The 12,116-nt window shown below is 71.9% G+C and carries 11 protein-coding genes; 4 read left to right on the top strand and 7 right to left on the bottom strand.

Translation table 11 applies throughout. The annotated features are described in order from the left end of the window. Window positions 1-92: 92 nt before the first annotated feature. From WME73_RS03815 to WME73_RS03800, 4 genes are all read right to left on the bottom strand, one after another. Window positions 93-1,133, bottom strand: a complete 1,041-nt coding sequence (locus WME73_RS03815) for a metalloregulator ArsR/SmtB family transcription factor (protein WP_437744206.1) — start codon at window positions 1,131-1,133, stop codon at window positions 93-95. Window positions 1,134-1,359: 226 nt separating this feature from the next. Next, a complete protein-coding gene (locus tag WME73_RS03810) occupies window positions 1,360-1,962 on the bottom strand; it encodes a glutathione S-transferase N-terminal domain-containing protein (RefSeq protein WP_437744205.1) in 603 nt (200 codons plus the stop codon). A 94-nt stretch (window positions 1,963-2,056) separates the two neighbouring features. Continuing rightward, entirely contained in the window at window positions 2,057-3,757 is a 1,701-nt protein-coding gene (locus WME73_RS03805; protein WP_437865039.1) for a right-handed parallel beta-helix repeat-containing protein, read from the bottom strand. Window positions 3,758-3,890: 133 nt separating this feature from the next. Further along, window positions 3,891-4,832 (bottom strand): helix-turn-helix domain-containing protein, encoded by a 942-nt coding sequence (locus tag WME73_RS03800; RefSeq protein WP_437744203.1) that lies wholly within the window; start codon window positions 4,830-4,832, stop codon window positions 3,891-3,893. A 170-nt stretch (window positions 4,833-5,002) separates the two neighbouring features. Here WME73_RS03800 and WME73_RS03795 point away from each other — a divergent pair, with 170 nt between their 5' ends. The 4 genes from WME73_RS03795 to WME73_RS03780 all read left to right on the top strand — a co-directional run bounded on the left by WME73_RS03795 (window position 5,003) and on the right by WME73_RS03780 (window position 7,653). Continuing rightward, a complete protein-coding gene (locus WME73_RS03795; protein ID WP_437914749.1) occupies window positions 5,003-5,458 on the top strand; it encodes a nuclear transport factor 2 family protein in 456 nt (151 codons plus the stop codon). Next, window positions 5,455-6,363, top strand: coding sequence for an NmrA family NAD(P)-binding protein (locus WME73_RS03790; protein WP_437914748.1), 909 nt, complete (start codon window positions 5,455-5,457; stop codon window positions 6,361-6,363). Before WME73_RS03795 ends, WME73_RS03790 begins: the two co-directional genes overlap by 4 nt. A 236-nt stretch (window positions 6,364-6,599) precedes the next feature. Beyond that, complete coding sequence (locus WME73_RS03785) at window positions 6,600-7,007, top strand: PAS domain S-box protein (protein WP_437914747.1); 408 nt, start codon at window positions 6,600-6,602, stop codon at window positions 7,005-7,007. Continuing rightward, on the top strand, window positions 6,961-7,653 hold the full coding sequence (locus WME73_RS03780; RefSeq protein ID WP_437914746.1) for an STAS domain-containing protein: 693 nt from the start codon (window positions 6,961-6,963) through the stop codon (window positions 7,651-7,653). Before WME73_RS03785 ends, WME73_RS03780 begins: the two co-directional genes overlap by 47 nt. 25 nt (window positions 7,654-7,678) lie before the next feature. Here the strand turns inward: WME73_RS03780 and WME73_RS03775 are convergent, their stop codons facing one another. From WME73_RS03775 to WME73_RS03765, 3 genes are all read right to left on the bottom strand, one after another. Further along, window positions 7,679-8,311 (bottom strand): MarC family protein, encoded by a 633-nt coding sequence (locus WME73_RS03775; RefSeq protein WP_437744198.1) that lies wholly within the window; start codon window positions 8,309-8,311, stop codon window positions 7,679-7,681. A gap of 404 nt (window positions 8,312-8,715) precedes the next feature. Further along, on the bottom strand, window positions 8,716-9,555 hold the full coding sequence (locus WME73_RS03770; RefSeq protein WP_437914745.1) for an inositol oxygenase family protein: 840 nt from the start codon (window positions 9,553-9,555) through the stop codon (window positions 8,716-8,718). 278 nt (window positions 9,556-9,833) lie between these two features. After that, window positions 9,834-12,116: a hypothetical protein gene (locus WME73_RS03765; RefSeq protein WP_437914744.1), complete on the bottom strand. Its 2,283-nt coding sequence runs from the start codon at window positions 12,114-12,116 to the stop codon at window positions 9,834-9,836.

Raw genomic sequence — 12,116 nt, 5'->3', positions numbered from 1 at the left:
CGCATGCGGCTCTGGCGCCGCCGGCCTCGAGGCGCCCCGGCGGCCAGGACACGGGCGAGCGCGGCGTCCTCCGGGGACGGCGCGAGGCGGCGTCACTCGCGGAGCCGCGTATCCGTGTTGTAGCCGCGCGGCGCGAGGGGCGAGAGCCTCTCCAGCCAGATCTGCTCGAGCAGCGTGAGCTCGTCCGCCACGGAGAACCCCGGCTCATCCTTCTGCTGCACGACCTCGAGCACCTCGAACGTGAAGGCGTCGGCGCCGTGCTGCTGCCAGTCCCGCTGGAGAGCCTGGTTCTGGTGCGCGCCGATGGACAGCGCGAAACGGTGCTTGTTGAGCGGCCCATGGAGGTTCGTGCTGCTGCCGAGCAGGACCTTGCCGTTCACCGTGTTCTTGACCTGGAAGATGCCCGCCTGCTTCGGGGTCTCGAGATACTTCCGCTTCATCTCCTTGCGCGTTTCCATCGTGCTCCCTCTCGCCTTCTTCGTCCCTGAGCCGGGCGTCTTGCTCTCCGCCTCGGGTGTCGTGTCCTTCGCCTCGGGTGTCCTGGTCTGCTCCGCGATCAGCTCGTAGTGCAGGCCGTCGCGCGTCATGTATCCCTCGTCGACGAGCATGCGCCGGATCGTGCAATGGTCGGGATACAGGGTCTGGATGATCTCGTTCACCTCCTGCTCGCGGTAGCGCCGGCCCGCCTGGAACTTGCCCAGGAACTGCTCGAGCACGATGCGCCGCTTGCGCCATTGCTTCGGCATCTGGACCAGCACGCCCCCGCGGAAGAAGGCGCGCATCACCTGGCTCCGGGCTCGCTCCGCGCGCCGCCGCGCGGCGCCGTCGGCGGCGGAGGGCAGCGAGACGAGCTCCTTCAGCGTGAGGCGGAGCAGATCGTCGCGCAGCGCATAGACCAGGTAGTACTGGGTCTTCTGCTTCGTCACCAGCCCGGCCTCGTCGAGCTTCCGGAGGTGGAAGGAGACCGTGGACGGCGCGCGCCCCAGCCGCTCGGCCAGCTCCTCGGCGCAGTGCGGCCGCTCGATCAGGGCGTTCACCACCTGGAGCCGCGACGCGTCGGCGAGCGCCTTGAGCACGCCGATGCGCGCCTCGACGCCCAGCTCACGCGCCGGGGGATCTGCTTCGATGGTCATCAAAGTGAATCTAGGCGGCGCGGGGGCGCCGTCAATCTGTTTCGACAGTCATCGAACCGAAACCTCGCGGGACGGGCGTCGCTCGTTCAAGCGCCACCGTCGAGCGCACAGCCGGGCTCGGGCGTGGGCGGGATGCCGGCGGGATGCGGGCGGGATGGGGTGGGAGATGACGAGCGCCGAGCCCGCAGGGGCGGCGGGCGCCGCCTGGGGACCCCACGTCAGGAGATCACGGCGAGCGGTGCTGCGTCGCGGTCATGGACGGGCGCTGGCCGACGACGTCGAACCAGCGCGAAAGGCCGATCCGGCCGCTTCGCCACGCCCGATCCGGCCAGCGGAAGTCGAGGTAGCCGAGCGCGCAGGCGACCGAGATCGCGCCGATGTCCGCGAGCGCTCCCGACAGCGCACCGGCGTCGCGCTCCAGCCTGTCGAGGCTGGCCTCGATGGCAGCCGCCTGGCGCTGCATGACGCTGCTCGATCGCTCGTCGGATGGGCGATGCTCGTCGGCGAAGAGGCGCCCGGCAGCAGCGCTGATGCCGTCCGCGACGCCCTGCCGGAGCAAGGCGCTCCACCGCGCCTCTCCCGGCGCTGGATACAGCCCGCCGGCCGCGAGGTGATCCAGGTATTCGCAGAGGAGCGCCGACTCGAAGAGCACCTGTCCGTCCCCCAGCACCAGCGTCGGGACCTTGGCCAACGGGTTCAGCGACCGCAGCGCCGCGTCCGACCAGGGATTGACCAGCACAAGCTCGATCCGGTCTCCCAGCTGCAGCTCATGCGCGGTGACCCGCACCTTGCGAGCAAAGGGGGATGTGGGAGCGTAGAAGAGCCTCATGGAGAACAGCTCCTGACAAATCCACTCATCTGTTGGTATCTCAGCAAAGAGAAATTGAACAGGGAGGCGGGGAGACGGGGGGATTGCTGGGATTTTAAGGCGGCGGCCAGCGGACGCCGAGCCCCTGGTGAGGCGAGTCGGCGCTCAACCGGACGTCGTCCGCAGGGGCCGGCAGCGCGCGCCACACGTCGGGGTGCTGATCGGGCTGCTTGCCCTGGCTCTCCGCGAGCGCCTCGTAGAGCGCGCCCTGGTGGAGGACGTGGGCTCCCTTGGGGTACGTCACGGCGCGCTCGTCCGGGCTGAGCGTCGCGCGGTCGGTCCACCACTCCAGGCGCCGGTAGTCCTCGTCGAGGCCGCTTCCCATGAAGTCTCGGAAGCGGACCCGCTCCACCGCGACCGTCGGATTGTCCTCGGCCTGCACGCTGTCGAAGAGCCACTTGATGAACGGATAGGGCCCGTCCACCCGGTTGCCCTTCAGGATGTGCGGGTTCGGCGCGTTGCTGCCCACCGCGAAGACCTGCACCGGCTCGTCCGCGTCGGGGTACACCTCGCCATAGTTGAAGTGGAACCCGAGGAAGACGTTGCGCTCGAAGCGTATCGTGGCGCCGGTGTCCACCGCGTGCGTGTACACCCCGCTCAGCGACGTGTCGGCGAAGTAGTTGTCCGTGAACGAGATCGTGTCCGACGGCGAGCGCGGATCGCCGTCCACGCGCGTCGGGAACAGCTCGACGAAGAGGTCGCCCGTCCCGATCACGAGGTTGTGGTGGAAGCTCGAGCTGCCGTAGCGCTGGCCGAACTGCACGTTGCCGTCCTGGTAATGGTCGAACGCCGACCGCCACCGGACCGCGCCCGGTCCTATGACGTTGTGGTGGATCTCGCAGTCCGAGCCGAGCTGCCCGACCTGCAGCGCCTCGGTGCCGGTGCGCAGGAACCGGTTATCGTACACCTCGAGGCGCTCGAACGCATGCTGCGGCTGCGCCTGGGTGCTGCCGAAGTAGATCCCCTCCGAGCCGACGTCGTGCACGTAGAGGTCGTGGATCTTCACGTTGCGCATCGTGGCCTGCCCGTCGTCGTCGGTCTTGGCGACGATGCCGGCGAACTCGGCGCGCGCGACCTCGAGGGTATCCAGCTCGAAATCCGACGCTCCTCCCCCGATGGCCAGCCCCGAGAGGCCCTCTTTGCTGAACGCGTCGTCGATGAAGATGCCGTACGTCCCCTGGCCATGGGCGAACGCGCCCTCGGCGTGCCCCCGGAACCCCTCGTCTCCGGTCTTCGAGACAGGGTCGTGCCGGCCGGTCAGGATCCAGCCCTTTCCGCCCTTGATCACGAACACGTAGTTGGCGGCGTCGCCCCCGACCTCGACCTGTCCGCCGAGGTTCGTGATCACGAGCGGGCGCTCCGCGCTCCGCTCGGGCAGGCCGCCGAGCAGGATGCTCCGGTAGTGGCCAGCCGGAATGTAGAGCCGGTCGAGCGCGCTCCAGTCGACCTCCGGGAACGACCCGGCGAGATCGGGATAGGCGATCTCGGGGAGCTCACCCTCCCTCGGGGCCGGCTCCGGCAGCGTGAAGGTGGTCGTGGGCTGACCGAAACGGCCGTAGGCCGGGACGCCCGGCGTGGAGCCCCCCGCGCCAGGCGAGGAACCACCGGCGGCGCCCGCGCCCGACGTGGAGCCTCCGGCGGCGCCCGCGCCCGGCGCGGCGCCTCCGGCGCCAGCGGTGGACTCCGCATCATCGCCATCGCCGCCGCACGCCGCCATCGCGACGAGCAGGACACCTATCCTCGCGCCTTGCCGCATCCGCAGGAGGATACGGCATCAGCTGGGCGGGCCGCGCCGAAAGCCACGCACCGCGCGCCGGCGCGTGGGAGCTGGTGCTCCGATCCGGGTGGACATGATACCAGCTGCGCCGCAGAGCAGCGCTTCCCTCTCGTCAACCTGCGCGTCCGACGGTGTGCGCACCGTCGTGCTCTCGCCGCCTCGCCTGCCGGTAGCCGAGGGGGCTCACGCCGTGGGCGCGCGCGAAGGCGCGCCCGAACGCGGGCTCGCTGTCGTAGCCGACGCGGGCGGCGACGAGCTTCACCGGGAGCGTCGTCTCGCCGAGCAGGACCGCGGCGCGCTCGAGGCGCAGCCGGCGCACGTGATGGCCGAGCGGCTCGCCGAGCAGCGCCGTCGCGCGCGCCGCGAACGCGGATCGCGAGAGCCCGGCCGCTCGCGCGAGGTCCCCGAGCTCCCACGCGCGCTCGGGCGAGGCGCGCACCCGCGCGAGCGCGGCCGCGATGGGCTCGTCCCGGAGCGCGTCCCGCCGCGGCAGCGACGCCGCGGGGTCGCGCAGCGCGCTCGCGAAGAGCGCGTGCGCCCACGCCTCGCCGACGGAGCGGCGCAGCGCCGCCGACAGGGCCGGCGGGCCGGCGAGCAGCGCGAGCGTGTCGTTGAGCCAGCGCGCGAGCCCCGGCGTCGCGCCCGCGACGTGCACCGCCGGCGGCAGCAGGGCGACCCACGGGGCGCCCGCCGCGTCGACGTGCAGGTCGACGACGACGAGGCGCGTCTCCGGCGGCGCCTCCGTGGCCAGGGCGTCGTCGGCCACGGCGCGCATCCCGCGGCAGAGGGCCTCCGGGTGCGCGAGCGAGGTCGTCGGCCGATCGCGGATGGCGTGCTCCTCGGCGCGCGGCAGGAACACGAGCTCTCCCGCGCCGAGCGCGAGCCGCCGGCGCGCGACGTCGATCCACCCGCCGCCGCCGAGCGCCGCGTACACCCGGGCGGAGGCGCGCTGCGCCGGCTGCCGCTTGCCCCAGCGATCGCCGAGCGCGAAGCGCCTCACCTCGGCCTCGCGGAGCACGACGCTCCGGGCCAGCTCGTCGAACGCGGCGGACATGGCGCGATCGACTCTACATCACGCGGCGGGCCGCGCCACGCCGGCGCGCGCGACCCGCCGCGAGGGCGGCGCCGGCCGTGGACCGTGGACGCGCGGATCGTGGAGCTGGACGCGCGGCAACCGCGGCGCCCCTACGCTGGCCTCGTCGACACGAAAGGAAAGGACATCCCATGACGCACCCCCAGCCGCATTCCCGGCCGCTCGACGCCGCGCAGGCGCTCGACGCGCTCCTCGATCTCATCGGTCGTGACCTGGAGCGCTGGCTCGACCTCTTCGCCGACGACGCAACCGTCGAGTTCCCGTACGCGCCGGCGCTCGGCGCGCCGGCGCGCCTCGAGGGGAAGGCGGCCATCCGGCGCCATTTCGAGGGCATCCTCCAGAGCTTCCACGGGCTCGAGCTCCGCGACGTGCGGCGGTATCCGACGACCGATCCCGACGTCGCGCTCGCCGAGGTGCACGGCTCGGCGACCATCGGGCCCGCGCGCAGACGCTACGAGCAGGACTATGTGATGATCGTCGCGACGAGGAACGGCCGAGTCGTGCGCTACCGCGAGTACTGGAATCCAGCGCCCGTCCTCGAGGCCTTCGGCGGCGAGCTCGACGCCCATCGCGAGGGGGCGTCATGAGGGCGCGCGCAGGGAGCGATGGGCCGCTCGTCCTGATCACCGGCGGGACGGGCACCACCGGGCGAGCCGTCGCCGCGCGGCTCGCGGCCGCCGGCGCGCGCGTCCGCACCGCGAGCCGCGCGGCGCCCGCCGCCCGCGACGGCGTGGAGCACGCCCGCTTCGACTGGGCCGACGCCGCGACGCACGACGAGGCGCTCCGCGGCGCCGATCGCGTGTACCTCGTGGCGCCCGCGATGGTCGAGGATCCCTCGGCGCTCATGCTGCCCTTCGTCGAGCGCGCGCTTGCGCGCGGGGCTCGCCGCCTCGTCCTGCTCAGCGCGTCGCCCGTGGCGGAGGGCAGCCCCGGGCTCGGCCTCGTCCACCGCGCGCTCCGCGAGCGCGCTCCAGAGTGGACCGTCCTCCGACCGTCGTGGTTCATGCAGAACTTCATCGACCCGCGCCACCCGCACGCGGCGGCGATCGCCGGGCGAGGCGAGCTCACGACCGCGACGGGCGGCGGCCGCGTCGGCTTCGTCGACGCCGACGATATCGCGGAGGTCGCCGCGCGCGCGCTCCTCGACGGCGCGCCGCACAACACATCTCACGTCATCACCGGCCCGGAGGCGCTCAGCTACGATGACGTGGCGGCCATCGTGTCCCGCATCGCCGGCCGGGCGATACGCCACGTCCGCGCCGGCGAGGAGGACGCTCGGGCATACCTCGTCCGGGCGGGTATCCCATCGCCCTACGCCGCGTTCCTTGTGAGCCTCGATCTCGCCATCCGCGACGGGGCCGAGGACCGCGTCACCGACGTCGTTCAGCGCGTGACAGGCCGCGCGCCCCGCGCCTTCGGCGACCTCGCGCGCGCCCACGCGCACGTCTTCCGTGGGGAGCCCAGCGCGCGCCGAGGCGGCCCGGCCGCGTAGCGACGTCGAGCCGCTGAGCCCGCCGCATCCAGCCGACAAGCGAGCTCCACGACGACTCGCCTTCACGCTCTCCCGATGTGCCCGACCCCACCGCGGCGACCACACCGCTCGTCCAGCTCCCCGTTCTCCTGTAACCTGAGCAGCTGCGGGCAGGCAGCGCCTTCGCGGACACCGCACCTCGGGCGCTCATCGGGCCGGACAAGTCAAGGTCGAAGCACGACCGGGGGAGATTGGCGATGGGGACGAAGGACCGCGTGGAAGACTGGCATGACGTCCTGGACAACGCTTCGCTGGGCGTCCATCTGGTGGGCGCGAACGGCAAGATCCTGTGGGCGAACAAGCTCGAGCTCGAGCTCCTCGGTTATACGCGCGAGGAGTACATCAATCGACATGTCACCGACTTCCACGTCGACAAGGACGTGATAGACCAGATCCTCTGCTCGCTCGCGGGCACCGGCAAGCTGGCCTCCTACCCGGCCCGCCTCCGCGCCAAGGACGGCAGCATGAAACACGTGCTGATCAACTCCAACGTCTTCAAGCGGGACGGCCAGTTCGTCCACACGCGCTGCTTCACGAGCTGTATCTCGGAGACGGTCTATGAGCAGCTCAAGAGCGAGATGCTCCGGGGGCGTCGTGCCGGGTGAGCGGGCGCAGGCGATCCTACGCTACATCGAGCAGCTCAAGGAGGGAGACGCGGACGCAGCCCTCGCCGAGGGATCGGACCCTGGCGACGATCTCGGCGCGATCGCGGCGGCGCTGGGGGAGCTCGGGGATGCGCTGAGGGAGCGGGAGGAGCTCGTCCAGATCGCCCAGGCGGTCGCTGCGAGCGACCTGAGGCGGCTCGACGACCTCGCGCAGGAGCTCTCGCGCACGAGGGCCCTCAACGCGGAACAGCAGGCGACGATCCGCGCGCTGTCGACGCCGATCATCCAGGTCTGGGAGGGCGTGTTGATGATGCCGGTGCTCGGCGCGGTCGATCACTGCCGGGCCGACCAGATGATGCAGGGGCTCCTCGGCGCGGTCTCGAACACCCATTGCAGGGTGGTGATCATCGATCTGACCGGCGTCGACTCCATCGACGCCTCGCTCGGGAACATCCTTCTGTCGCTGGTCCGAGCGGTGGAGCTCCTCGGGGCGAAAGGGATCATCGTGGGCATCCGGCCCGACGTGGCGCGCGGCCTCCTCGTGGACGGCGTGGACATGTCGCGGGTATCCACCTTCGCGCGGCTCCGCGACGCGCTCGTCCTCTGCATGAAGCAGGCGCCGCGGCGCGCGGGCCAGCTCAACTGACGCGCCGGGCGGCGCCCGGCGGGCGTCACCCGTGCCAGAGCTCCTTCACCCCGTCGGCCATGAACTGCACGGCGATGGCGGCCAGGATGAGGCCCATGACGCGCTCGAGCACGGCCATGCCGGACGCCTTGAGCGCCCGCTGCACGAGCCCCGCGCCGCGCAGCACGAAGTAGGAGGCCACGAAGGTGATGGCCACGCCGGCGAGCACCAGCCCCATGGCCACGGGGTCGTTGCCCCCGCGCGCCATCAGCACCATCACCGTGGCGAGCGCGCCCGGCCCGGCGAGGAGCGGCATGGCCAGGGGCACGAGCGCCACGTCCTCCTTCGCGATGCCCTCCTGCTCCTCGGACGGGGTGGTGCGCGTCGCCGAGGAGCGGGCGCGCAGCATGTCGAGCGCCGTGACGAGCAGCAACAGCCCGCCCGCGACGCGGAACGCGGCCAGCGAGACGCCGAAGACCTTGAAGACGACGCCGCCGAAGAGGGCGAAGAACAGCATGAGCCCGCCGGCGACGGCGCACGCCCGCCGCGCCGTGCGCCGCACCTTCTCCGGCGGATCGCCCGCGGTCATCGTCAGGAACAGCGGCACGATGCCGAGCGGATCCACGACGAAGAAGATCGCCGACAGCGAGACGAGGAAGACCGAGACGTAATGGGCCATGCTCATCGGATGCGTCGCGGCCCCCGCGGGCCAGGCCCATCTCCCACATCCCGGGCGGCCGCGCCAGAACAGCGTCGCGGAGGGACGACGGTGCGGTAGCGAACAGGCGTGATCCGTCGGATCCCACGGGACTTCGGTGGGACGTGACGACGGATCACATCCCCTCGGCACGACGCGATCGGGCGGCGGCTCGATCTGGCGACAGCACCGGAGGGGTGAGCAAGCTTGGGGCGGCGGTCGGGCCCATTCCCGGATACCCCCTCCAGCGTTAGTCTATCGTCCTGGATGAGGCGCGGTAGCTCCGCGGTGTGCCTCGTAGGCCCCCGGAGACGAGCGGGATGGGACGAGCAGGATCTCCATGGGCTCACGCATGCCCGTCCGCTCGCTTCATCCGTCACAGCCCCTCACCAGCGGAGCTCGTCCGGCAGGAACTCCGCGATCAGGTCCTTGTAGAACGGCTTCAGCCGCTCAACGTCCGGCGGGTCATCGGCCTTCGAGTACAGATCGTACGGGTTGAAGCGCCGCACCCATTCCATCATCCGCCGATCTTGCTCGTTCATCAGGTGCCCGTACGCGCCCTCGCGGTGCGCCGCGTAGAACGAGTGATATCGGATCGTGGCGAGCGCCTCGAGCGGCAGGTGGTCCTTCACCACATGATACAGGTACTCGTCGTGTCCCCACGACATGTATATCCGGGAGAGCCCCGCGCCCTCCTCGTAAATCCCGCATGACGTCTGGTACACCGGGTTCGCCATGTCCGGGTTACGCGCGAAGAGCTCGGGGAAGATGATCCGCTCCGAGGTTGCACAGCCCACCGGGAAGGTGTCGCCCACCACGGCCCACTGCGGCTCGCCCCACGTGCACAGGATCTTCCCGGCGTCGTGGATCAGCGCGGTCAGCACGAACCACGGCGGCTGCCCGTCCCGCCGCGCCGCCTCCGCGGACTGGAGCGCATGTGCGATCTGCGACAGCTCCGTGTCTGGATCGCTGTCGTCGACCACCCGATCGAGCAGCTCGAGCGCCTCCCACATGCCCATCCGGCGCCGGTCGAGGCCGAGGTACTGCCGCTCTTTCTCCCGCACGAAGGCGAGCGTCTGCCCCTCGTGGTTCAGCCGGTAGAGCTCCTTCACGCTCGGCCGCGCGTCCTCGCGGTAATCGCGGAACGCCGAAGTTTCCCTCTTTTCCGCTGCTGCGCGCGCGGCGCTCCCCTCCACACCCGACGTCTGCACACGCTTCTCGCTCATTGCTCAGGCCCATAGCGTACCCCCCCTGTCCAGCGCCAGCGCCTGAGACCAGCACGATATCGGAACGGCAAGTACGATCCGCTGGCTCGGCTCGCGGTGCTGCGGGTCACCAACGTTTACGTGGTCGTGGTCGTCAACGATAGGCCGTGAACGACCACGACCACGACCACGTAAACGTTCGGATGTGGGAGAACGCGGCGCGAAGCTTGGTTAACGCCTATGGGGGCCCGGGTTGGGGCCATGGCGCGCCGGCCTGGATCGCTCCTCGGCTGGCTCGCTCAGTCGAGCGGCACCGGCGAGGACGCCGAGGCGACCATGTAATCGCGCGCGAAGGCCCCGCGCTCCCGCGCGAGGGCGAGCGGGACCGGCCGGTAGAGCAGCGTGGCGGTGACGTTCGCGGTCGCCGAGCAGCCCGCGGGGATCGCGAAGCCGTGCGACGTCACCGCGACGCCCCCCGGCGCGATGCGGTTGTCGCTGGCGATATCGACGGCGCGGTGCTGCGGCGCGTGCCGCGCGCCCGCCGGATCGACGAGCACCTTGGCGAAGGTGTAGCCCGCGGCGCCGGCGAACGCGGCCGCGGGCTGGCCGTCGGCGGGCGCCGCGGCGAGGGGCGCGCCGAGGTAGACGATATCCCCGTCCTGCGCGGCGATCGCGCCGCTCAGGGTGATCGCGCCGCCGCCCGCGGCGACCACCCGCGCCTCGCCGACCGGCGCGCGGACCTCGAGGCCCTTGTCCGCGGCGTCGAGCGACGGGTCCGCGAAGCGGCCGATGCCGGTGTAATCGTCGTAGACGCCGGTCGGGCGGACGATCCGCACCACGTCGCCCGCCCTCGCGCGCGTCGCGCCCTCCTCCCAGGCGAGCTGGGCGCCCGTCAGGGCCGCGCCCTGGCCGACGCGCGCCTCCGCGAGCGCGCCGCCGGTGTCGTTCACCGTCATGCCGCTCGACGGCGAAAGGGGCACGCCGCACGCCTCCGCCGCGACGAGGAGCACGAGCGCGCGCATCGGCTCCCCGGTCGGAACGGCGTGACCCGCCGCGCCTCCGGCCAGGGAGACCGTGACCGCGAGCTCGCCCGGCGCCGCCGAGGCGTCGATGCGGACCTCGACCGCGCCCTGGATGAGCCGCGGGGACCCCTCCAGCGGGCCGCGGAAAATATGGGAGCGGACCGTCCCCGCCGGGCGGACGAAGCCGAGCGAGACGCTCGCGTTCGCCTCGTTCGTCACGTCGAGGCTGCTCTTCAGCGAGAGGACCCCTGGCATGTGGCAGGCCTGGCATTGCGTGGCCGGGCGGTTCCAAGAGCTCGCGGCCCACTCGGAGAACGTCTCATGGATCGGGAGCCCGTCTGGCCAGCGGACCGGATCGAGCGCCGCGCCCGGCAGGAGCGCCGCCTGCTTCTGCTCGTGGCAGCCGCCGCAGAACTCCGAGGCCGAGAACTTCGGCTGGTAGCTGCCGCCCATGAACCTGTTCGGCACGTCCGGCCGCGGGCCGAACATCACCTCCAGGAGCCTCGACGAGGGATCGGGGGAGCTCCTCTCCTGCGGGCGCTGGACGATCAGGGCGCCGGCGACCCCGGGCGGCTTGCTCAGATCGACGTCGCGGATCTTGTGGCAAGCGTCGCAGTGGTCGCCCTTCTCGAACGCGATGCCGGTGGCCTCGAGGAGGTCTCGCCCGCCCGCGGGGCCGTCGATCCCCGCGGCGTGGCAGTCGGCGCACGCGCCGAACGCCGCCGGGCGCACCGCCTCCGGCAGCGCGGGATCGTCGCACGAGGGCTGCGCTCCCCCGCCGCAGGACGGGTTGAGATCCGGCAGCACGCCGCTCCCGAGATAACACCGCATCGCGGCGCCCCCCTCGCTCCCAGGGACGCGTCCGGCCTTCCATCGCCCGCCCGCGGCGCCGCACGAGGCCTCGTCCGTGTGGGCCATCGAGACCCCGGCGTAGATGGCCTGGAGGAGCGGGCTCCTCGCCGACCGCGCGTGCCCCGACTCGAGGAACTGGGCCACGAGCGTCGTGTGGCAGTGATCGCAGAACCGCGTCGAGTTGTGCGGGTCGCCGTCGCCCGGATCGCCGTAGGTGTAGCCGAGCGCATTGTCCGGCGGCGACGCGCGGCGAATAGGGATCTCCACCGGCCCGTCGGGGACGACCTCGAATTCGATGCCGTCCGTCCGGTATCCGATCTTCGCCGCGACAACGGTCGGCTGGCCCGGGATGTCCCGCGTGATCTCGATGGAGAACGCGCCGTCCGGGCCGGTCACGAGGGCCGGCTCCCCGCCGGCCTGCATCACGATGGCGCCCTCGAGCGGCGCCGCGCCGTCGGTGACGACGCCGGTCACCGTGAACACGCGCGGCAGCTCCTCCAGGGCGCCTCCAAAGCCCGTGGCCACGCTCACGTACGTGGTCGTCGTCACCGGGTGCGCGCCCGCGCCCTGGCCACCACCGCCGTGGCCGCCCGGCGGCGCCTCCGAGCACGCGCCGCCGAGCACGCAGGCGGCGAGCGCCGCCGGAAGCGTGGAGGTTCGCAGCCGGGTCAGGGGTCGCGCCGCCGTTCGCATCCCGGGGATCGCCAC

It is taken from the genome of Sorangium sp. So ce302 (genome assembly GCF_051530145.1).
GTDB classification, from domain to species: Bacteria; Myxococcota_A; Polyangia; order Polyangiales; family Polyangiaceae; genus Sorangium; species Sorangium cellulosum_B.
Note: the sequence above shows the minus strand (reverse complement) of the source record. Positions and strands in the feature narration are given on the sequence as shown.

Coding starts and splice junctions, on each gene's coding strand:
- WME73_RS03815 (WP_437744206.1), bottom strand. CDS start 1,133: ATGACCATCGAAGCAGATCCCCCGGCGCGTGAGCTGGGCGTCGAGGCG.
- WME73_RS03810 (WP_437744205.1), bottom strand. CDS start 1,962: ATGAGGCTCTTCTACGCTCCCACATCCCCCTTTGCTCGCAAGGTGCGG.
- WME73_RS03805 (WP_437865039.1), bottom strand. CDS start 3,757: ATGCGGCAAGGCGCGAGGATAGGTGTCCTGCTCGTCGCGATGGCGGCG.
- WME73_RS03800 (WP_437744203.1), bottom strand. CDS start 4,832: ATGTCCGCCGCGTTCGACGAGCTGGCCCGGAGCGTCGTGCTCCGCGAG.
- WME73_RS03795 (WP_437914749.1), top strand. CDS start 5,003: ATGACGCACCCCCAGCCGCATTCCCGGCCGCTCGACGCCGCGCAGGCG.
- WME73_RS03790 (WP_437914748.1), top strand. CDS start 5,455: ATGAGGGCGCGCGCAGGGAGCGATGGGCCGCTCGTCCTGATCACCGGC.
- WME73_RS03785 (WP_437914747.1), top strand. CDS start 6,600: ATGGGGACGAAGGACCGCGTGGAAGACTGGCATGACGTCCTGGACAAC.
- WME73_RS03780 (WP_437914746.1), top strand. CDS start 6,961: ATGAGCAGCTCAAGAGCGAGATGCTCCGGGGGCGTCGTGCCGGGTGAG.
- WME73_RS03775 (WP_437744198.1), bottom strand. CDS start 8,311: ATGGCCCATTACGTCTCGGTCTTCCTCGTCTCGCTGTCGGCGATCTTC.
- WME73_RS03770 (WP_437914745.1), bottom strand. CDS start 9,555: ATGAGCGAGAAGCGTGTGCAGACGTCGGGTGTGGAGGGGAGCGCCGCG.